We start from the raw sequence: 20973 nt of genomic DNA, 5'->3' as shown, positions 1-20973 counted from the left end.
CCGGGGTCGTCAGGCGGCCCCGGCCGGCGCGTCCCAGTCGATGTGGTGACCGATCAGCCAGTCGGCGCCGTTGCGGGGGCCGCGCCGCAGCAGCAGGGGGAGCGCCAGGTCGCGCAGTACGCGTCCCACCGGCCCCGGCACCGCCCGGCGGCTCATCCGCGCGCTCGTCTCCACCAGGCGCGTCACCCGCTCCCGGCGCAGCCCCTCGTACGCCGCCAGGGCCCGGGGCAGGTCGGGGAGGTCGCGCAGGCACCGGGCGAGCTGGACGCCGTCCTCCATGGCCATGGAGGCGCCGTGCCCGGCGTTGGGCGAGGCGGCGTGCGCCGCGTCGCCCACGACGACCACCGGTCCGGCGGACCAGCGCGGCAGCGGGGCCGGACCGAGGTCGTGGACGGTGAAGACGACGACGTCCTCCGCGCCGGTGGCCCGGATGACGTCCGCGGCCGGGGTGCGGTCGCGGGCCACGGCGTCGATCGCGCGCTCCCGCCACCGCGCGGGACCGCCGTCCTCCCCGGTGCCGGCGCGGGGGACGTCGGCGAACCACCAGGTCTCGCCGTCCGGCGCGGTGAGGTGGGCGAAGAACGCACGCCTGCCGTAGACCATCCGGAAGGTGCCCGGCGGAACGGTCACCGGGGAGCGGCGGGTCCGGCCGCACACGACGGCCGTGCCCAGCGGGCGGGGGCGGCGCGCGGAGGGGTCGGTGAGGGCGCGGACGGCGGAGTGGATCCCGTCGGCGCCGACCAGCAGATCGCCCTCCGCCTCGGTGCCGTCCTCGAACACGGCCGTGACGCCGCCGCCCGGCGCGGTCCTCGCGCCGGTGAGCCGCCTGCCGTGCACGACGGGGATGCCGCGCCGCGCCGCCTCGTCGCGCAGCGCCCGGTACAGGTCGGAGCGGCGCAGGGTGCGCGGGGCCCGCGCGCCGCCGTCCCCGCCGATGGGCACCTCGCCCAGCCGCCGCCCGGTGCGGCCGGTGAACTCCACGCGCTCGGTGGGGAAGGAGCACTCCAGTACCGGGCCGTCCGCGCCGATCGCGCGCAGCGCGTCCATGCCGTTGGCGAACACCGACAGGAACGCGCCCGCGCCGTCGGCGCCGGTGGGGTACGCCTCGTACACCACCGCCTCCATGCCCGCCCTGTGCAGCGCCATCGCCGCCACCGGACCGGCGATGCCGCCCCCGGCGACCAGGACGCGCCCGGCCGCGCCGCTCACGCGGCGCCCCGCCCGGCGTGCTCGACCGCCCGCAGCGCCCGGGACAGCGCCACCAACTGCTCCACGTCGGCGTCCAGATCGCCCTCGGCCGGCACGACCACGGGCACCGCCGAGGTGGCCACCGGGCGGCCCGCGGCGTGCGCCCGCAGCGCCTCCCGCAGCCGCAGCGCCAGCTCCTCCAGGGACGCCGCCTCCGCACGGGCGCCCTTCCCGCCGTCGCCGCCGCCGTCGCGGCCCCTCCCGCCGCCGTCCTTCCCGCCGCCGTCCTCCCCGTCGCCGCCGAGGGCGGCGAGGTACGGGCTGACGCGCACCAGGCCGTCCCGGCACTCGATGGCCCGGCGGTAGTAGCGGCGGTGCACCCCGCGCAGGCTCAGCGCGTCGCGCCAGGGCCGCACGGGCACCCGGTGCAGCGCGTCCTCGGGGAACTGCCGGTGCAGCGCCGTCCACAGCGGTCCCAGCCCGCGGTACGCCCGCAGGTGCCGCCACCACACCCGCAGCGCCGTCAGCCGCATCACCGCGGCCGGGTAGGTGACGCCGACCAGGATCAGCACGATGCCCGGCAGCAGGAAGAACATCGCCCCGAACCAGCCCAGCGTCGTCTCCGCGGCGCCGGCGGTGTCCAGCGACTCGGGCGCGCTGTCGCCACCGGCCCAGCGCATCAGCACGGCCGGGACGAACAGGGCGTTGGCCACGACGATCGCCGCCATGCCCAGGGAGGTGATCCGCAGCCCGCGCGCCAGCCGGGGCTCGGCCATCCGCGCGTAGCGCCGGGTCCACACCCACCCCAGGGCGAAGCCGACGCCGAGGTAGACGTCGGCCGTCACGAAGAACGCCGCCACGCCGGTGACGGTGTGGTCCCGGGTGCGGGTCCCGGCGGGGGTGGCCGCCACCGCCGCGATGAGGACGGCCACCGCGCCCATCAGCGCCAGCGCGTACCAGCCGGCGCGCCGGCGGGCCCGGGCGGGCTCCAGGGAGGAGAAGAGGTAGAAGTACACCATGCAGTTGACCGCGGCCAGCACCAGGATGTGCTGGACCAGCCGGGACGTCATGGGCGCCAGGCCCAGGAACACCTCGTCGCGGTCGGCCGCCAGCCCGAAGGGGTAGGCCGCGGCCCAGCAGGCGATCAGCCCGGTCACCGCCCACAGCGGCACGTCGCGCGGCGCCCGCGTCAGCCGGTAGGCCATCCAGGCCAGGGCCAGGAACGAGCCCGCGCCGTACAGGGTCAGCAGCAGGTTCACAGCCACCCCAGCCGGTCGCCGAGGGAGGTGCCGATGCGGTCGGCGGCGGCGTCGGTGGACGACCGCGGGGCCACGTGGTCCAGTACCGAGGCCCACTCCAGGATGATCGTGGCCACCGTCTCGGCCTCCCGCTCCTGCTCGCTGTCGTAGGCGGTGCGCCGCAGGGCCCGCCGTACCGCGCCCGGGTCGAGGTCGAGGTCGGGGAGTTCGCCGGGCGGGAGGTGCTCGGTGCCGCGGCGCAGTTCGGTCAGCAGCGCTTCCTCGTGGGGGTCCCGCGGATCGTGCTCGTCGCTCCGGTGGTCGGCCAGCATGTGGCCGAGCTCGTGCAGGATGATGTGGCGCTGGTGGGCGCTGCTGGTCTCCTGCTGGTAGACGATGTAGTCGGCCGCCGGAGCGCCGACCCACATGCCGAACGGGCCCGGGACGGGGATCGGGTAGGGCACCAGCCTCAGGGGCCTGCCGCGGCGCTGCCCCATCCGGCGGCAGAGCTCGGCCACGTCCAGGGGCGGCCGGATGTCGAGTTCGTTGAGCAGCCGTCGGCACCGCCGGCGCAGTTCCCTTTCCTTCACGGAGAACGGTCCCCCCTGTCCGTCTTGTCCGTCGTCAGCGGTCGAGGCTCCGGGGCGGCGGGGGCCGCGCCGGACCCGTGCCGGCCGTCCAGTTCCAGGACGTGCTCGATGATCTCGGCGGCCGCCGCCAGGCCCTCCGGGGACAGCTCCAGGGCGCGCAGCGCCAGGTTGCGCACCCCGAGGTTGCCCGCCAGCAGGGCCAGTTCGCCCTCCACGGCTCCCGGCGCGGCGTCCTCCTCGCCCAGGAAGGAGGAGGCGGGAACGCCGAAGAAGCGGGCCAGGGCGGTCAGCAACTCGGTGGAGGGGTTGCGCTTGGTGCCCTTGCGCAGCGCCGAGAGGTAGGCGCCGCTCACGCGGATGCCCGGGTTGGCCTCCCGTACCGCCGCCGCCACCTCCTCGTTGGTGTACCGGCGCCCCCGCGGTCCGTGCGGGCGCACCTCGTCGAACAGCCGGTCCAGCCTGGCGGCCAGCGTCGGCCGTCCACCGGAGTCGGGCACCGACCCTCACCTCCACCACGTGCGATCCACCGGGGCGGCCTCCCCGTGATCGGCGGCAACGACCCCTGTACGCACAGAGGTTGGCAGGAAGGCGACGGGGAGTCCAGCCGTGCGGGTCGGCGACGGATGCGGACCGTTTCCGTCCGGGCACCCGCAGTGTCCGCGGTACCCGAAGTGCCCGCAGTGCCCCGCGCCCGGCTGCGGGATGATCGCCCCGTGACCCGCCGCCGTTTCCGCCCGGACCCCCGGGGCCGCCGCCTCGCCGCCCCGCTGCTCTGCCTCCTGCTGCTGCTCACGGCGGCGTGCTCGGGCCCCGCCCCGCCGGGCGGGGCGCCCCCGGACGGAGCCCGCTGGCGGCCGGAGCCCGGCACCACCTGGCAGTGGCAGCTCCAGGGCCGCGTCGACCCGGACGTGGACGCCGAGGTCTACGACATCGACGGCTTCGAGAACGGCGCGGCGACCGTGGCCGCCCTCCACACCCGCGGCCGCAGGGTGATCTGCTACCTCAACGCCGGCGCCTGGGAGGACTTCCGCCCCGACCGGGACGCCTACCCGCCCTCCGTCCTGGGCCGGGGCAACGGCTGGCCCGGCGAGCGCTGGGTGGACATCCGCCGCCTGGACGTCCTGCGCCCGATCCTGGCCGCGCGCGTCGACATGTGCGCGAGGAAGGGCTTCGACGCGGTCGAGCCCGACCTGCTCGACGGCTACCGCAACGACACCGGCTTCCCCCTCACCGCCGCCCACCAGCTCGCGTTCAACCGCACGGTCGCGGAACTCGCCCACCGGCGGGGGCTCTCGGTCGGCCTGAAGAACGACCTCGACCAGATCCCGGAGCTGGTGGACGACTTCGACTTCGCGGTCAACGAGGAGTGCGCCGAGTTCGGCGAGTGCGCGCGGCTCTCCCCGTTCACCGAACGGGGCAAGGCCGTCCTGCACGCCGAGTACGCCCTGTCCACCGGGGAGTTCTGCGACACCTCGCGCCGGCTGCGCCTGAGCTCGATCCGCAAGCGCCCCGCCCTGGACGCCTGGCTCCGCACCTGCTGACCGCGCCCGCCCCCGGCGCGCGGGCGCTCACCGCGCGGGCGCCGGGGCGACATCGTCCTTCGGGCGGGCGCGCTCCAGGATCGCGCCGAGGTCCGCGCCCGCCGGGAGGGTGCCGAAGGCGTACCCCCAGTCCCCGCCGAGCCGGGAGGCGCAGAACGCGTCGGCGACGGCCGGGTGGCTGTGGCGCACCAGCAGACTGCCCTGGAGGACGAGGGCCAGCCGTTCGGCGAGGACCCGGGCGCGGAGCTGCGCGACCCGCGGGTCGCGCAGCTCCGGCAGCATGGCCCGCACCCCGGCCGCGGCCGCGTCCAGCCGGGCGTCGGCGCCGGCGGCGGCGTCCACCTCGGCCAGCACGGCGTCCAGCGCGGCGGGTTCCCTGGCCAGGGCGCGCAGGACGTCGAGGGCGACCACGTTGCCCGAGCCCTCCCAGATCGACAGCAGCGGCGCCTCGCGGTACAGGCGCGGCATGCCCGACTCCTCGACGTAGCCGTTGCCGCCCAGGCACTCCAGCGCCTCGGCCGCGTGCGCGCTGCCGCGCTTGCACACCCAGTACTTGGACACCGCCAGGGCCAGGCGGCGGAAGGCCGCCTCCGACGCGTCCCCGGCGTGCGCGGCGTCCACGGCCGCCGCCAGCCGCAGCCCGAGGGTGGTGGCCGCCTCCGACTCGACGGCCAGGTCGGCCAGGACCGAGCGCATCAGCGGCTGGTCGATCAGCTCGGCGCCGAAGGCCCGCCGGTGGGCGGTGTGGTGGAGGGCCTGCCGCAGTCCGGCGCGCATGCCGGCGGCCGTGCCCAGGACGCAGTCCAGACGGGTCATGTTCACCATCTCCACGATGGTGCGCACCCCGCGCCCCGGCTCCCCGACCGGCCAGGCCACGGCCCGGTCGTACTCGACCTCGGAGGAGGCGTTGGAGCGGTTGCCCAGCTTGTCCTTCAGACGCTGGAGGCGCATCGCGTTGCGGGTGCCGTCCGGCAGGACGCGCGGCAGCAGGAAGCAGGTCAGCCCCTCCTCGGCCTGCGCGAGCACCAGGAAGACGTCGCTCATCGGCGCGGAGGTGAACCACTTGTGGCCGGTGAGCAGATAGCCGCCGTCGCCGGCCGGGACGGCCTCGGTGGTGTTGGCCCGCACGTCCGAGCCGCCCTGCTTCTCCGTCATCGACATGCCCGCGATCAGCCCGGACTTGCCCAGCGGCGGACGCAGCCCGGCGTCGTAGGAGCGGGAGGCCAGCAGCGGCTCGTAGGCGGCGGCCAGTTCGGGCTGGGCGCGCAGCGCGGGGACGGCGGCGTACGTCATGGAGACCGGGCAGCCGTGCCCGGCCTCGGCCTGGGACCACAGGTAGAACTTGGCGGCGCGCACCAGATGCGCGCCGGGGCGGTCGTCGGCCCAGGGCGCCGCGTGCAGCCCGTGCCGGACGGCCGTCTCCATCAGGCGGTGCCAGGCGGGGTGGAACTCCACCTCGTCCACGCGGTGGCCGTAGCGGTCGTGGGTGCGCAGGCGGGGCGGGGTCTCCTCGGCCATCCGGGCCCAGTCCTGCACCTCGGGCGTGCCGGCCAGCGCGCCCAGCTCCCGGACCTCCGCCTCGCCCCACCCGGCGCCGTGGCGGCGCAGGGCCTCCGGTACGGCGGGGTCGTCGGCGGTGGTGAAGCCGGTCAGCGGCGGGGGCTGGTTGATCACTTCATGGGTGGCGCTCACGGCGACCTCCGGCAGGAGCGGCGGCGGGACGGCGGTGCCCGTACTCTGACATTACAGATCCCGCATACGTGACGGAAAGCTGTAATGGCCCAGGCGGCTAGGATTGCGCTGCTCATGAACGGCACAGAAGGCCCGGACGGCACTCACGGCACTCACGGCACCCACGGCACCCACGGCACCCGGGCACCCGCCCTGCGGCCCCTGACGGCCCGCTCGATCGTGCTCAGCACCCTGCTCGGCCACCACCCGCCCGCCCTGCCCGCCAGGGCCCTGGTCCGGGTCGGCGAACTCTTCGGGATCGCGGAGGGCACGGTGCGGGTGGCGCTGTCGCGGATGGTCGCGGCCGGGGACCTGGCCCAGCGCGCCGACGGCTCGTACGGCCTCACCGCGCGCCTGCTGGAGCGCCAGGCCCGCCAGGACGACAGCCGCGCGCCCCGCACCCGCGACTGGCGGGGCGAGTGGGAGATCGCCGTCGTCACCGCCGAGCGCCGGGCCGCGGTCGACCGGGGCGCCCTGCGCCAGGCCATGACCGCCCTGCGCCTGGCCGAACTGCGCGAGGGGACCTGGCTGCGCCCCGCCAACCTGCTGCGGGCCCGCCCGCCCGTGGTCGCCGAGCAGTGCACGCTGCTGACCGGCGCCCCCGACGGCGACCCGGCCGAACTGGCCGCCGCGCTGTGGGACCTGGACGGCTGGGCGGCCGGCGCCCGCGCCCTGACGGCCGCCGCCGACGCCGCCGCGGAGGCCGGGGACCTGGCCCGGCGCTTCACCGTCTCGGCCGCCGTCCTGCGCCATCTGCTCGCCGACCCCCTGCTCCCCGCCGGTCTGCTGCCCGGCGACTGGCCGGGCGCGGCGCTGCGCGCCCGCTACGACGCCTTCGAGGCGGATCTCCGCGCCGTCCTCCAGCGCCACGCGGCACCGGGGTAGCCGGCGCGGCGGGCAGCGGGCAGCCGGCGCGACGGGCGGCGGGCAGCGGGTCACCCCCGGGGGCGGTGCCCGTTCCGTGCCCGCCCCGTGCCCGCGCCGGCTCAGCGCGGGGCGAGCACCACCCACACCTGCCCCCGGGCGAAGGTCACCGGGTCGCCCCCGGGCGTGGTGAACTGCGTGCCGCTCTCCGCCGACGGCCGCGACCAGCGCGCTTCGTACGCCCGGCCGCCGCGCAGCACCGTCGCCTCGCCGGAGCCGGTGGTCTCCGAGTACGGGCTGACGCTGCCGCCGCGGTCCTGGAAGCGGGAGTCGCGGATCACCACGCGCTGGAGGACGACCGTGGGGGCCCCGAGCCGGCCGCCGTCGGCGGCGGTCGCCTCCTCGCCGTCGATGGACACCAGCCAGCGGTCGTGCTCGGCCGACCAGACGAAGGCGTACCGGACGGCCGGGAAACGGACGGCCTCCTCGGTGTCGGCCCGGCCGCCCTCCGGCGCCGAGCCGAAGCGGAAGCCGATGTCGGAGGCACCGCTCACCCCGTCGGGCGCCTCGCGCAGCGCGGCCCGGGGATCCAGGTACATGTTGTGCGGGGCGGAGCGCTCCGCGCTGCGCGAGTAGGCGCCGGGCGCCTCGCCGGGCGGCACCAGGCGGAGGGAGGACGCCTCCAGCACCGGCACCAGCTTCGACTGCGCCCCGGAGTAGGCCAGCGCCGGTTCGCCGAACTGCCGCAGCAGCTCGATGTCCGACTCCCGTGCGCTGCGCACCGGGCCGACGGAGGGCGGCAGGTCGGAGGAGTACACGGCCAGCAGCCGGGTCAGCCCCGACTCGACCTGCTCCACGTACACGATGTCGGCCTGCTCCAGCCCCGACTGGGGGCGCGCCGCCGCCACGTTGTCGATCTTCACGGCGAGCACCGGCGCCGAGGCGTCCCGGACCTCCTCGCCGGTGAACGGGGAGCGGCTCCCCTGCTCCCCGTCGCCGCCGCCCGGGCAGCCCGTCAGCAGCGCGGCGGACACCAGCAGCGCCGCCAGCGCCCGGGCCCGCGCGGTCCGCCGTCCCGTGCCCCGCCTGCTTCCCGCCGTCCCCGCCGTCCGCGCCGCCCCCGTCCCCGCCGTCCGTGTCGTCCGCATCGCTCGCCGTCCCTCCGGCCGGGCGCCGCCGCCGCGCCCCGTGATGACCTCTCACCCCATCCCTTGACCGGGATGGGCGGTTTCATGTCCGTCTGCTCCGAACGGGTGACACGGCGCCGTCCGCGGCCCGGACGCGCCGGGGGCGTGTGTTCAGACAGCGCACACCCCGGCTCCCCGGAGCGGTCACGCCGAATCCAGCCAGCCCGGCGAAGAAAGGGGTGAGCCAGGCCGCCGCCCGGTGGTCCGGCGATTCCGCTCGCCGCCCGGATGAGGAGGACCCGTCGTGTCCGTTCCCACCGTCCCCGCCACCGCCCTCCCCGGCGTCCCCGCCCAGCCCTCCGCCCCCGCGTCCGCGTCCGCCGGGACCGGCTACACCGTCTCCCTCGCCCGCGGCGAGGCGGACGTACGGGCCGCGCAGCGCCTGCGGTACGAGGTCTTCGCCGGGGAGATGGGCGCCCGCCTCGCCACCCCCGAGCCGGGGCTGGACGCCGACCCCTTCGACGCGTACTGCGACCACCTCCTGGTGAGGGAGCGGGCGACCGGGGAGGTGGTGGGCACCTACCGGCTGCTGCCGCCCGAACGGGCGCGCGCCGCCGGAGGGCTGTACGCCGAGGGGGAGTTCGAGCTGGACGGACTGGCGGGCCTGCGCGGCGACCTGGTGGAGGCGGGCCGCTCCTGCGTCCACCCCGACCACCGCGGCGGCGCCGTCATCTCCCTGATGTGGGCGGGCATCGCCCGCTACCTGACGCGCACCGGGCACAACTGGCTCGGCGGGTGCTGCTCCCTGCCGCTGGCCGACGGCGGGAGGACGGCCGCCGCCGTGTGGGAGACGGTCGCCGAACGGCACCTCGCGCCCGTCGCGTACCGGGTGCGCCCCCGGCTGCCCTGGCGCGCCGAGGGCGTGGAGCAGGCGCCGGGCGCCGCCCCCCGCACCGCGCTGCCCCCGCTGCTGCGCGGCTACCTGCGGCTGGGCGCCAAGGTCTGCGGGGAGCCCGCCCACGACCCGGAGTTCGGCGTCGCCGACCTGTACGTGCTGCTCTCGCTGCGCGACACCGACCCGCGCTACCTGCGCCACTTCCTCGCCCTCCTCCCGGCCTGACGGAACCGGCGGCGGAAGAGGGGAGGAGCGATGGACACCGCAGGCCGGGCGAACCCGTGGTTCCCCTTCTCGCCGTGCACCGTGGCCGGCTGCCTGCCCCGCGGCCCGGCGGCGGCCGGGGCGGCGCTGCGGCCGGTCCGCTGGGCGGCCCTGGCCGCCGTCCTGCTGACGGGTGTGGCGCTGTCACCGGCCGTACGCCGCCTCGCCCCGGCCCGCCGCGAGGGGCTGGTGCGGCGGTGGAACCGGGCGATCGCCGCCGCGCTGGGCGTACGGGTCCGGGTCACGGGCGCGCCCGCGGCCGGCCCGGCGCTGGTGGTGGCCAACCACGTCTCCTGGCTGGACGTGCCGCTGCTGGCCGCCGTCGTGCCCGGCCGGATGCTGGCCAAGCGGGAGGTCGGACGGTATCCGGTGCTGGGGCGGCTGGCCGCCCGCGGGGGCACCCTCTTCATCGACCGGGAGCGGCTGCGCTCCCTGCCGGGAACGGTCGGGGAGATCGCCGCGGCCCTGCGCGCGGGCTCGACCGTGGTGGTCTTCCCCGAGGGCAGCACCCGGTGCGGCAGGCAGCGGGGGCCGTTCCGGCGGGCGGTGTTCCAGGCCGCGCTGGACGCCGGGGTGCCCGTGCAGCCGGTGGCGATCCGCTACCGGACGCGCGGCGCGGCGGGCGGCGCGGCGGGCGGCGCGGTGGAGGCGGGCGGCACGGTGGACGCGCGGGCCGCCTTCGTCGGCGACGACACGCTGGCCGCCTCGCTGCGCCGGGTGGCCGCCGCCCGGGGCCTGGTCGCCGAGGTGACCGTACTGCCGCCGCTGCCGCCCGGCGCCCACCCCGACCGCCGCGCGCTGGCCGGCGCCGCGCGGGAGGCGGTGGAGGCGGCCCTGACGGCGGCGGTGGAGACGGCGGCGGTGGCGGGCGGTCGTCCGTGCCCGCCACCGCCCGGTCCCGCCACCGGCACGGGAACCGGCCGGGACCTGTCCGGACGTCAGCCCGCGGCGGCCTGACGGGTGAGGCGGATGGTGTCCCGGTACCATAGCCCGCTGTCCTTGACGGTGCGGCGCTGGGAGCCGTAGTCGACGTGGACCAGGCCGAACCGCTTGGCGTACCCGTAGGCCCACTCGAAGTTGTCCATCAGGGACCAGGCGAAGTAGCCGCGCACGTCCGCGCCCGCGCTCCGGGCCGCCGCCACCGCGCGGATGTGGTCGGCGAGGTAGGCGGTGCGGTCGGCGTCGTGCACCGAGCCGTCGGCCGCCGGCTCGTCGTCGAAGGCGGCGCCGTTCTCGGTGATCACCGTCGGCAGCCCGTAGTCCTTCTCCAGCCGCACCAGCAGCTCGGTCAGGCGCTCGGGGACGATCTCCCAGTCCATCGCCGTGCGCGGCCGGCCCTGCGGGACGACCCGTGTCACCGGCAGCCCGTCCTCGTCCGTGGCGGCGCCGTCCTCGGTGGTGCCGGAGAAGACGTGGCCGGAGTAGAAGTTGACGCCGAGCACGTCCAGCGGTGTGGAGATCACCTCCAGGTCGCCGTCCTCCACGGGCAGGGTCACCCCCCTGGCGGACAGGTCCTCCACCACGTCCTGCGGATAGCGCCCGTGCACCAGCGGGTCCAGGTAGAGCCGGGTGCCCATGCCGTCGGCGCGGCGCGCGGCGGCCCGGTCGGCCTCGCTGTCGGTGGCCGGGGTGGCGGTGCCCAGGTTGAGGGTGATGCCCAGCTCCTCGGGCGCGTGCCCGGCGGCGCGCAGCCGCCGCGCGGCCAGGCCGTGGCCGAGCAGCAGGTGGTGGACGGCCCGCATGGAGTCGCCGAAGTCGCGGCGGCCCGGCGCGTGCACCCCCTGGTCGTAGCCGAGCACCGCCGAGCACCACGGCTCGTTCAGCGTCGTCCAGTGCCGGACGCGGTCGCCGAGCGCGTCGTGGGCGATCTCGGCGTAGTCGGCGAAGCGGTACGCGGTGTCGCGGGCGGGCCAGCCGCCGGCGTCCTCCAGCTCCTGGGGCAGGTCCCAGTGGTAGAGGGTGACCCACGGGGTGATGCCGTGCTCCAGCAGCTCGTCGGTGAGCCGGTCGTAGAAGGCGATGCCGTGCGGGTTGCCCTTCCCGCGCCCGCCCGGCTGGATGCGGGGCCAGGCCAGCGAGAAGCGGTAGGTGTCCACGCCGAGGGAGGCGATCAGCTCCACGTCCTGCGGCATCCGGTGGTAGTGGTCGCAGGCCGTGTCGCCGTTCTCGCCGCCGGCCACGGCGCCGGGGACCCGGCAGAAGGTGTCCCAGATGGAGGGGGTGCGGCCGTCCTCGTCCACGGCGCCCTCGATCTGGTACGACGAGGTGGCCACCCCCCAGCGGAAGTCCGCGGGCAGCCCGGCGATCGGCGCGGGCGCGGGCGCGGGGGCGGAGGCGGTCGGGGGGGACATGGGAGTGGTGGCGGTCATGCTTCTCCAGATCGGCGGTCGTCGTTGAGCCAGCAGGCGACGCTGCGGCCGGTGTCGGTGGTGGTGTCGGTGGTGGTGACGGGCGTGAGCCGGGGCGTGCGCCGGTCGCAGGGCTCGAAGGACTTCGGACAGCGGGGGTGGAAGGCGCAGCCGGACGGCATGGCCCGCAGGTCCGGCGGGGAGCCGGGTATGCCGGTCAGCTCGCGGCGCGGGCCGTGCAGCGCGGGGAAGGAGTGCAGCAGCCCGTGGCTGTACGGGTGGCGGGGGTCGCGGTAGATGTCGGCGGCCCCGGCCTGCTCCACGACCCGGCCGCCGTACATGATGGCGATCCGGTCGGAGAACTCGATCAGCAGCGAGATGTCGTGGGTGATGAAGACGACCGAGAAGTCCAGCTCCTCGCGGAGCCGCACCAGCTGCCGCAGGATCTGGCGCTGCATCACCACGTCCAGCGCGGTGGTCGGCTCGTCCATGATGACGATCTCCGGCTCCAGGGCCAGCGCCATCGCGATCATCACCCGCTGCCGCATGCCGCCCGAGAGCTGGTGCGGATAGGCGCCCAGCCGGTCGGGGGAGATCCCCACCAGCGACAGCAGCTCCCGCGCCCGCTCGACGCGCTCGGCCCGCGGCATCTGCGGCCGGTGGGCCCTGAGCACGTCGGTGAGCTGGGTGCGGACGGTGTGGACGGGGTTGAGGGAGTTCATCGCCCCCTGGAAGACGATGGAGACCTCCTGCCAGCGGAACGCCCGCAGCTCCTGCGGTGTCATGGCCAGGACGTCCACCGGCCCGCCCTCGCGCGGGTGGTACCGCACGTCCCCGCCGGTGATCACCCCGGGCGGGGAGAGCAGCCGGGTGACGGCGTAGGCCAGGGTGGACTTGCCCGAGCCGGACTCGCCGGCCAGGCCCAGCACCTCGCCGCGCCGCAGGGTCAGGTCCACGTCGTGCAGGGCCCGCACCGCGCCGTCCCCGACGCCGTAGTCGACGGACAGGGCGCTGATCTCCAGCACGGGCGGCCGCGTCGCGGCGTGCGGCGGGGTGCTCACGGGGGAGGTGGCCGATGTGCTCATACGGGGGTCTCCTCGGTCTTGCGCGCGCCGTCCGTGCCGTCCGTGCCGTCCGGGCCTTCGGCGTCTCCCGCCCCGCCGCGCGGGGTACGGGCGACGGGGGTGAAGCCGACCCGCATGCGGGCCCCGCCCCGTACCCGGACGGAGGTGCGCAGCCGGGGGTTGACGAACTCGTCGATGCCGAAGTTGACCAGCGTCAGTGCCGTGCCCAGCAGCGCGATGCACAGCCCGGCGGGCACGAACCACCACCACGCGCCCTGGCCGAGCGCCTGGTTGCTCTGCGCCCAGAACAGGATGGTTCCCCAGTTCCAGTGGGAGATGTCGGCCACGCCGATGAAGGCGAGGGTGATCTCCGAGAGCACCGCGAAGATCACCGTTCCGACGAAGCCGGAGGCGATGACGGCGGTCAGGTTCGGCAGGATCTCGAAGACGATGATCCGCCAGGTGGACTCGCCCGTGGCCCGCGCGGCCTGGACGTAGTCCCGCCCGCGCAGCGACAGGGTCTGCGCGCGCAGCACCCGCGCGCCCCAGGCCCACGCGGTGAGGCTGATGACCACCGCGATGATCACGTCGCCCGAGTCCGGCAGGAAGCTGGCGATGATGATGATGAGCGGAAGGCCGGGGATGACGAGGAAGATGTTGGTGAACGCGGAGAGCACCTCGTCGCCGATCCCGGAGAGGAAACCGGAGCTCACCCCGACCAGCACCGACAGCACGGTCGCGAAGAAGCCCGCGACGAACCCCACCACGAGCACCCCGCGGGTGCCCACCAGCACCTGGGAGAAGATGTCCTGCCCGGTCTGCGTGGTGCCGAACGGGTGTGCCCAGGAGGGCGGCTGGAGCACGTCGTCGCTCATCGCGGACGGGTCGTACGGGGCCAGCCACTCCCCGGCGACGGCGAGCAGGACGAACAGGCCCAGGATCGCCAGCCCGGTCGCGGTCTTGCCGTTGCGCAGGAAGCGCAGCCGGTCGCGGCGGGCCACGGGCGGGGCGGCGGCGACGGTGGCGGCGCTCTCGGACGCCTGGACGGCCATCGGTCAGCCCTCCCTTCGGGTGCGCGGGTCGAGGATCATGTAGAGCAGGTCGGCGAGGAGGTTCGCGGCCAGCACGGCGAGCGTGATGATCAGGAAGACGCCCTGCATCAGCGGGTAGTCCTTGGCGTTGACGCCCTGGAAGAGGACGTAGCCGATGCCGGGGTAGGAGAAGACCATCTCCACCAGCAGCGTGCCGCCGACGATGAAGCCGAGCGAGAGGGCGAAGCCGGAGACGTTCGGCAGGATCGCGTTGCGGGCGGCGTAGGAGAACATCACCCGGCGCTCCGGCAGGCCCTTGGCCTGGGCGACCATCACGTAGTCCTCGGAGGAGACGGTCACCATCATGTTCCGCATCCCCAGGATCCAGCCGGCCACCGCGCTGAGCACGATGGTCACGCCCGGCAGCACCGCGTGGTACAGCGCGCTGGAGACGAACGCCCCGCTGAAGGAGGGGACGAGGGAGGTGTCGTAGCCGCCGGACGCCGGGAAGACGGGCCACTGCACCGCGAACAGCGCGATGGCGATCAGCCCCAGCCAGAAGTACGGGATGGCCGAGATGAAGGTGGTCACCGGCAGCAGCCCGTCCAGCCAGGAGCCCCGCTTCCAGCCGGCGAAGATGCCGACGCCGGTGCCGAGCAGGAAGCTGATCAGGGTCGTGGTGCCGACCAGGGCCAGGGTCCACGGCAGGCTCTGGGCGATGACCTCCGAGACGGGGGTGGGGAAGAAGGTGAACGACGTCCCCAGGTCGCCGCGGGCCAGGTTGCCCCAGTAGTCGAGGTACTGCTGCCACAGCGAGCGGTCGCGGTCCAGACCGAAGAGGGCCTCGAGGGAGGCGATGGACTTGCTGGAGAGCTGGCCCTGGTAGCGGGCGAGCAGCGACTGCACCGGATCGCCGGGCATCAGCCGGGGGATGAGGAAGTTGATGGTGATGGCCGCCCACGCGGTGAGCAGGTAGAACGCCAGGCGCTGGAGGACGAACTTCACGAGGCGGCCCCCCGCCCGGCTCCGGAGGCGCCGGCGGCCGGCACGCCCTCGGAGGTGTCGTACAGCCAACAGGCCGCCCACTGGCCGCCGTCGAGCTCGAAGCGCGGTGGCGTCCGGGTGCGGCAGCGCTCCATCGCCAGCGGGCAGCGCGGGTGGAAGCGGCAGCCCTCGGGCGGCGAGATCAGGCTGGGCGGCTCGCCGGCCGACGGGTCGGCCTCCTCCGCCGGCTCGTCCCCGCCGTCCCCGTCCGTGCCGTCCCCGGTGACCCGGTCCGGGTCGGGGGCGGAGGCCAGCAGCAGCCGGGTGTAGGGGTGGGCCGGGCGCTGGGTGACGGTCTCGCTGTCGCCGCCCTCGACCATCCGGCCCGCGTACATCACCAGCGTCTCGTCCGCGAAGTAGCGGGCGGAGGCGATGTCGTGGGTGATGTAGAGGATCGCCAGGTCCAGCCGCTCCTTGAGGTCGCGCAGCAGGTTGAGCACGCCGAGGCGGATGGAGACGTCCAGCATCGACACCGGCTCGTCGGCCAGCAGCACCCGGGGGTCGGCGGCCATGGCGCGGGCGATGGCCACCCGCTGGCGCTGCCCGCCGGACAGCTCGTGCGGGAAGGCGTCCAGATAGCGGGAGGCCGGGGTGAGCTGCACGCGCTCCAGCAGCGCGGCCAGCGCCTTCTCCAGCTCCGCCGCACCGCTCCCGGCCCGGCCGTGGATGCGCAGCGCGCGGGTCAGGTGGTAGCGGATGGTGTGCACCGGGTTGAGCGAGGCGAACGGGTCCTGGAAGATCAGCTGGACGTGCCGGCAGTACGCGCGGAACGCCCGCCCCCGTCCGGCCCGTGCGGGCTCGCCGTCCAGCAGGATCTCCCCGGCGGTCACCGGGTAGAGCTGGGCGAGCAGCCGGGCGACGGTCGACTTCCCGGAGCCGGACTCGCCCACCAGCGCGGTCACCGAGCCGCGGCGCAGCCGCAGCGAGACGTCGTCCACGGCGTGGACGGCCCGGCGCGGCCCGCCCAGCAGCGCGCGGGCGCCGCGCCGCACGGGGAAGTGCTTGCTCACCCCCCGGGCCTCCAGCACCACGCGCTCGCCGGGGCCGGGTGGTGGTGCCGTGTGTTCTTCGGAGCGTTCTTCGGACATGGCTCTTCCTGTGGTCCCTGTCGTCGTGGCTGTCGTGCTGCCTGCGGCGTGCTGCCTGTGGCGTGTTGCCCGCGGCGCGCTGTCTGCGGCGCGCCGCCCGTGTCGTGCCCGCGGCGCCCGGCGGGACGCCGGGGCGGGGGTCCGCCCCGCCGCCGTGCGGGGATGGGATCGGATGCGCGGCGGGGCGGACGGCCGGTCGGCCTCCCGTCAGGAGGCGGGGCGCAGGTGCAGGACGACGTCCAGGGAGTTGGGCTGGGTGGGCTGCGGCGGCGCGTACGGGTCGGACTCGGTCGGCCAGCCGACCCAGTTGCGGGTGGTGTACTCGGCGCCGATGGGAGCGGCGGCGGTGGCGATGAGCGGCACTTCCTCGACCATGATCCGCTGGAGCTCGTTCAGCGCCTCGGTGCGGACGCTCTCGTCGCTCGCGTTGGCGTACTCCTTGAGCGCCTTGGTGGCCTTCTCGTTGCGGAAGCGGCCGAAGTTGCCGCCGGGGGACGCCTTGCCCAGCGGCTGGTACAGCTCGCCGTCCATGACGTGCTGGTACATGTCGTACGGGGTGGCGCCGCTGTTGGTCCAGTGCAGGCTGGCGTCGAAGTCGCCCTTGTTCATCGCGGTCGTCCAGGCGTCGACCGTCTGGGTCCTGACCTTGGCCTCGATGCCGATCTGCTTGACGTTGTCCTTGATGATCGACAGGCCGGTGAGGTAGTCCGACCACCCGGCCGGGTCGGTGAGCGTCATCGTCACCGGCTTGCCCGAGGGGTCCTTCAGGACGCCGCCCGCCAGGGTGTAGCCGGCCTCCTTCAGCTCCTTCTTGGCGGCCTCGACGTCCACCGTCTGCTTCGCGTCCTTGTACTCGGGCGCGAGGAAGGGCTCACCGGCCGGCAGCGGCAGGCCCGTCACGCTCTCGATCTTCGGGTAGAGCGTGGCCTGCGCCCGGACGTGGATGGCCTCGCGGTCGACCACGTGGTTGATGGCGCGGCGCAGCGCCGGGTCGTCGAAGGGCTTCTTCGCGGTGTTGAACCACAGGCCGTGGACACCGAGTCCGGAGGGGAACCAGAGCTTGTTGTGCTCGGGGTCCTTGGAGACGTAGATCTTCTTGTAGTCCGGGGTGAAGACGAAGGACCACTCGCAGGTGCCGTTGGCCAGGGCCGTGGTCTGCGCGTTGTTGTCGTTGTAGGAGGTGTACCGCAGCTCCTCGACCTTCGGCTTCTCCTGCCAGTAGGTGTCGCGGGCGGTGAGGGTGATGGTCTGCGGGGTGAAGGTCTTGAGCGTGTACGGACCGGTGCCCACCGGTTCCTTGTTGGGCCAGGTCTCGGGGTCCTTCACCTTCGACCAGATGTGCTTGGGCACGATGAAGGTGGTCAGGATCTTGCTCTGGTTGACGAACTGCGGCTCGGGGAAGGTCAGTTCGACGGTGTCGCCCTTGCGGCTGATGCCGTCGTAGGGGATGGCGTTGATGTTGAGCGCCCCGTTCCCCTTGATCAGCCGGAAGGTGAACTCCACGTCCTCCGCGCTGAACTTCTTCCCGTCGGACCAGGTGGGCCCGGACTGCACGGTCAGGGTGAGCTTGCGGTAGTTGTCCGACCACTTCCACTCGCTGGCCAGCCAGGGCGTGCCCTTGTCGGCCGGGCGGACGCCGTTCACCATCACCAGCGGCTCGTAGATCATGTGGCGGTAACCCAGGGAGGCGCCCGCGGAGGTGCCCAGGAACGGGTTGCTGTTGTTGGTCTGCGGACCGTTGGGCATGCCGACGGTGAGCACGCCCTTGTCGCCCTTGGCCGAGGGGCCGCCCGCGCCGGGGGCGCCCGCGGTGCAGCCGGCGAGCAGGACGGTGGCGCTCAGGGCCACCGCGACGGCGGTTCTGGTGCGGGCTCGGACTCTCATGGTGTCTCCTCCTGGGTCTTCCTGTTCGATCGCGGTGAGTGAGGGCGCGATCGCCGATGGTTCTGAGAGCGCTCTCACAGTGGTGGGACGCCGCTTATGAGAGCGCTCTCAGAAGGGTTTCGCGGCGTTGGGGTGCGGAGTGCGGTGCGATGGGGTGGGGGGCGGGGCTCTAGGGGGTGGGGCCGGGGGCCGACGCCCGGACCACCAGCTCGGTGGGCAGGACGACGCGGTCGCCGTCCGGGGGATCGCCGCCGACCCGGGCCAGCAGCAGGGCCGCGGCCGCTTCGCCCATGGCCCGCAGGGGCTGGCGGACGGTGGTCAGCGGGGGATCGGTGTACGCGGACAGCGGGATGCCGTCGAAGCCGATCACGGCGACGTCGTCGGGCACCCGCCGTCCGGCGGCGCGCAGGGCTCGCAGGGCGCCCATCGCGCTCAGGTCGTTGTGGGCGAAGACGGCGTCCACGGCGGCGCCGTCGGCCAGCAGCTTCTCCACGGCCTCCTCCCCGGAGCGCTCGCCGAAGTCGCCCTCCAGGGTGCGGCGGGGGTCGTGGCCGACGCCGTGCCCGTCCAGGGTGCGGACGAAGCCGTCCAGCCGCTCGCGCACGCAGCCGAACCGCCGCGGGCCGGTGACCACCAGCGGCTCCCGGCGCCCCAGGGCGAGCAGCTGGCGTGCCGCCTGCTCCCCGCCGAGGGCGTTGGTGGTGGCGACGGAGGGGAAGTCCGGGTGGCGGGCGCGGTCGTCGATCAGCACGACCGGCAGGCCCGCGCGGTGCATCGCGGCGACGGCGCCGATCTCGCTCTCCGGCTCCACCACCAGCAACCCGTCGAACGCGTTCGCCGAGACCTGCTCGGTGAACTGCGCCATCGACTCCGTGCCGCGGCTGCAGGTGAACAGCAGCAGCCCGTACCCGGCGGCCTCGACGGCGTCCACCGCGCCCTGGATGAGTTCGGCCACCCAGGGCCAGGTGAGGGAGGGGGCGAGCATGCCGACGGTGCGGCTGCGCCCCCGGGCCAGTCCGACGGCGCGCGAGCTGGGCACGTAGCCCAGCCGGCCGATCACCTCGCGCACCCGCTCGGCGGTCCGGACGTCCACCTCGCCCTTGGCGTTGAGCACCCGGGAGACGGTCGACTTGCTGACCCCGGCCGCACGGGCGACATCGGCGATGGTGACGCGCATGGGCACTCCTTCGACGGCTCGGCGCGGCTGGGGGGCAGCGGTGGGGCGGTGGTGGACGGACGGCGGGCCGGGCGGTGACCGGGTGGCGGCCGACGGGTCGGCGGAACCGGTCCCGGGACCGGTGCCGGGCATGGGCAGGGAGTCAAGCGGCAGCGGACAACGGCGTCAAGACTTCACGACAGAATTGGAAGTCACTGTTTGAGAACGCTCTCAAGAGCGCTCTCTTGTTCACTTCTTGAAGTCGATTGGTCTTGTCCAAGCCCTTGACGGCCTCGTTTCCCCAGGAGTTGACTCACCGCCTGAACCAAGCCCGGAACACGGGCGGTCAGTGTGCCGAGCGCTGCCCGCCCGCTTTCGTCCACGTGGCGCCCCCACCGCGCGCGAGGCGGTCCCACGCCTCCACGGCGGCACCCGCACGGCCGCTCCCGCCCCACCCGGGACCCGGCCGTCGCCGGCCGTGCGCACCACCGTCCGTACGCGGGGGAGCGGCACCCCACCGCCGGAGCCGAGCCTCCGGACGACAGACGGATGTGATGGACATGCCCCCCACCCCACACACCCCCCACGAGCCTCCCCGCGCGGAGCGCCCGAAGCGCCGCCGGACCCGCCGCTGGGCGTCGGCGGCGACGCTGCTGACGCTGGCCGTGACCCTCGCGGTCACCGGCACGGCCGCGGCCGGCCCCACGGGCGCCACCGGGGCCGCCGGGGCCACCGAGGCGGCCGCACCGGCGGCGGTGCTGTTCGAGGAGAACTTCGACGGCCCGGCCGGATCGGCGGTCAACAGCGGCAGATGGCAGCTGGAGACCGGCGACAACAGCGGCAACAACCACGAGCGGCAGTACTACACGCCGGGCAACGCCAACGCCGCGCTCGACGGCAACGGCAATCTGGTGATCACCGCCCGCAAGGAGAACCCGGGCAACTACCAGTGCTGGTACGGGCGCTGCGAGTACACCTCCGCCCGGATGAACACCGCCGGGAGGTTCACCACCACCTACGGCCACGTCGAGGCCCGCATGAAGCTCCCGCGCGGCCAGGGCATGTGGCCGGCGTTCTGGATGCTCGGCCACGACATCGGCAGCGTCGGATGGCCGAACAGCGGCGAGATCGACATCATGGAGAACGTCGGCTACGAGCCCGGCACGGTGCACGGCACCCTGCACGGCCCCGGCTACTCCGGCGGCGAGGGCATCGGCGCCGGCTACACCCTCCCCGGCGGCCGGGCGTTCGCCGACGACTTCCACACCTTCGCCGTCGACTGGTCCCCGAACTCCATCACCTGGTCGGTGGACGGCCAGGTCTACCAGCGCCGCACCCCGGCCGACCTGGGCGGCGACCGGTGGGTGTTCGACAAGCCGTTCTTCCTGATCCTCAACCTCGCGGTGGGCGGCGACTGGCCGGGCCTGCCGGACGCGAGCACCGTCTTCCCGCAGCGGCTCGTCGTCGACTACGTACGCGTCACCAGCGGCGACAGCGGTGGCGGCGGACGCACCGGCACGATCACCGGCCTGGCGGGCAAGTGCCTCGACGTGGCCTGGGCGAACAGCGCCAACGGCACCCCGGTGCAGCTCCACGACTGCAACGGCAACGCCGCCCAGCAGTGGACCGTCGGCGCCGACGGCACCATACGGGCGCTCGGCAAGTGCCTGGACGTGTCCGGCGCGGGAAGGGCGGACGGCACGCCCGTCCAGATCTGGGACTGCAACGGCACGGCGGCCCAGCAGTGGGTCGTCACCGGGGCCCGGGACATCGTCAACCCCAACGCCGACAAGTGCCTGGACGTGAAGGACAACAGCTCCGCCAACGGCGCCAGGACGCAGATCTGGACCTGCTCGGGCACCGCCAACCAGAAGTGGAACACGCCGTGAGCCGGCCCTCGTCCGGGCGCTGATCCGGGCC

At 74.8% G+C, this 20973-nt stretch carries 18 protein-coding genes; 5 read left to right on the top strand and 13 right to left on the bottom strand.

Annotation, left to right across the window (positions count from 1 at the left end; all coding sequences use genetic code 11):
* Nucleotides 1-9 precede the first annotated feature (9 nt).
* Genes QC029_RS03730 through QC029_RS03715 form a run of 4 tightly spaced genes read right to left on the bottom strand, consistent with a single transcriptional unit; the run spans nt 10 to nt 3513 of the window.
* A complete protein-coding gene (locus QC029_RS03730) occupies nt 10-1209 on the bottom strand; it encodes an NAD(P)/FAD-dependent oxidoreductase (RefSeq protein ID WP_279553880.1) in 1200 nt (399 codons plus the stop codon).
* Nucleotides 1206-2447: an MAB_1171c family putative transporter gene (locus QC029_RS03725; RefSeq protein ID WP_279553879.1), complete on the bottom strand. Its 1242-nt coding sequence runs from the start codon at nt 2445-2447 to the stop codon at nt 1206-1208. The genes QC029_RS03730 and QC029_RS03725 overlap by 4 nt, the downstream gene beginning before the upstream one ends.
* Nucleotides 2444-3016 (bottom strand): hypothetical protein, encoded by a 573-nt coding sequence (locus tag QC029_RS03720; RefSeq protein ID WP_279553878.1) that lies wholly within the window; start codon nt 3014-3016, stop codon nt 2444-2446. Before QC029_RS03720 ends, QC029_RS03725 begins: the two co-directional genes overlap by 4 nt.
* Nucleotides 3013-3513 carry a helix-turn-helix transcriptional regulator gene (locus tag QC029_RS03715; protein WP_279553877.1) on the bottom strand — a complete coding sequence of 167 codons (501 nt, stop codon included), beginning with the start codon at nt 3511-3513 and terminating at the stop codon, nt 3013-3015. Before QC029_RS03715 ends, QC029_RS03720 begins: the two co-directional genes overlap by 4 nt.
* Nucleotides 3514-3729: 216 nt before the next feature.
* Between QC029_RS03715 and QC029_RS03710 the strand changes: the two genes are divergently transcribed.
* Nucleotides 3730-4557: an endo alpha-1,4 polygalactosaminidase gene (locus QC029_RS03710; RefSeq protein ID WP_279553876.1), complete on the top strand. Its 828-nt coding sequence runs from the start codon at nt 3730-3732 to the stop codon at nt 4555-4557.
* Nucleotides 4558-4584: 27 nt separating this feature from the next.
* Here the strand turns inward: QC029_RS03710 and QC029_RS03705 are convergent, their stop codons facing one another.
* On the bottom strand, nt 4585-6249 hold the full coding sequence (locus QC029_RS03705; RefSeq protein WP_279553875.1) for an acyl-CoA dehydrogenase family protein: 1665 nt from the start codon (nt 6247-6249) through the stop codon (nt 4585-4587).
* 114 nt (nt 6250-6363) lie between these two features.
* Here QC029_RS03705 and QC029_RS03700 point away from each other — a divergent pair, with 114 nt between their 5' ends.
* Nucleotides 6364-7173 (top strand): PaaX family transcriptional regulator C-terminal domain-containing protein, encoded by an 810-nt coding sequence (locus QC029_RS03700; RefSeq protein ID WP_279553874.1) that lies wholly within the window; start codon nt 6364-6366, stop codon nt 7171-7173.
* A gap of 101 nt (nt 7174-7274) precedes the next feature.
* On the opposite strand, the gene QC029_RS03695 is transcribed toward QC029_RS03700, so the two are convergent.
* Nucleotides 7275-8300, bottom strand: a complete 1026-nt coding sequence (locus tag QC029_RS03695; RefSeq protein ID WP_279553873.1) for a DUF3048 domain-containing protein — start codon at nt 8298-8300, stop codon at nt 7275-7277.
* Nucleotides 8301-8583: 283 nt separating this feature from the next.
* On the opposite strand from QC029_RS03695, the gene QC029_RS03690 reads away from it, so the two are divergent.
* Together QC029_RS03690 and QC029_RS03685 are read left to right on the top strand one after the other, a co-directional pair.
* Nucleotides 8584-9399: a GNAT family N-acetyltransferase gene (locus QC029_RS03690; RefSeq protein ID WP_279553872.1), complete on the top strand. Its 816-nt coding sequence runs from the start codon at nt 8584-8586 to the stop codon at nt 9397-9399.
* 30 nt (nt 9400-9429) lie between these two features.
* Nucleotides 9430-10395 carry a 1-acyl-sn-glycerol-3-phosphate acyltransferase gene (locus QC029_RS03685; RefSeq protein ID WP_279553871.1) on the top strand — a complete coding sequence of 322 codons (966 nt, stop codon included), beginning with the start codon at nt 9430-9432 and terminating at the stop codon, nt 10393-10395.
* On the opposite strand, the gene QC029_RS03680 is transcribed toward QC029_RS03685, so the two are convergent.
* From QC029_RS03680 to QC029_RS03650, 7 genes are all read right to left on the bottom strand, one after another.
* Entirely contained in the window at nt 10377-11789 is a 1413-nt protein-coding gene (locus QC029_RS03680; RefSeq protein WP_279553965.1) for a GH1 family beta-glucosidase, read from the bottom strand. The genes QC029_RS03685 and QC029_RS03680 overlap by 19 nt on opposite strands.
* Before the next feature lie 14 nt (nt 11790-11803).
* Nucleotides 11804-12871, bottom strand: coding sequence for an ABC transporter ATP-binding protein (locus QC029_RS03675; protein WP_279553870.1), 1068 nt, complete (start codon nt 12869-12871; stop codon nt 11804-11806).
* Nucleotides 12868-13902: an ABC transporter permease gene (locus QC029_RS03670; RefSeq protein ID WP_279553869.1), complete on the bottom strand. Its 1035-nt coding sequence runs from the start codon at nt 13900-13902 to the stop codon at nt 12868-12870. Before QC029_RS03670 ends, QC029_RS03675 begins: the two co-directional genes overlap by 4 nt.
* 3 nt (nt 13903-13905) lie before the next feature.
* Entirely contained in the window at nt 13906-14886 is a 981-nt protein-coding gene (locus tag QC029_RS03665) for an ABC transporter permease (protein ID WP_279553868.1), read from the bottom strand.
* Entirely contained in the window at nt 14883-16013 is a 1131-nt protein-coding gene (locus QC029_RS03660; protein WP_279553867.1) for an ABC transporter ATP-binding protein, read from the bottom strand. The genes QC029_RS03665 and QC029_RS03660 overlap by 4 nt, the downstream gene beginning before the upstream one ends.
* Before the next feature lie 207 nt (nt 16014-16220).
* Nucleotides 16221-17897, bottom strand: coding sequence for an ABC transporter substrate-binding protein (locus QC029_RS03655; protein ID WP_279553866.1), 1677 nt, complete (start codon nt 17895-17897; stop codon nt 16221-16223).
* Between the two features lie 169 nt (nt 17898-18066).
* A complete protein-coding gene (locus QC029_RS03650; protein ID WP_279553865.1) occupies nt 18067-19074 on the bottom strand; it encodes a LacI family DNA-binding transcriptional regulator in 1008 nt (335 codons plus the stop codon).
* 539 nt (nt 19075-19613) lie between these two features.
* Between QC029_RS03650 and QC029_RS03645 the strand changes: the two genes are divergently transcribed.
* Nucleotides 19614-20942, top strand: a complete 1329-nt coding sequence (locus tag QC029_RS03645) for a glycoside hydrolase family 16 protein (RefSeq protein ID WP_279553864.1) — start codon at nt 19614-19616, stop codon at nt 20940-20942.
* The last annotated feature ends 31 nt before the right edge of the window (nt 20943-20973 follow it).

Origin of the sequence: Streptomyces sp. DH37 (genome assembly GCF_029813835.1) — a bacterium.
In the GTDB taxonomy this organism is placed as follows: Bacteria; Actinomycetota; Actinomycetes; order Streptomycetales; family Streptomycetaceae; genus Streptomyces.
This window is presented reverse-complemented; position numbering and strand designations above follow the sequence as displayed.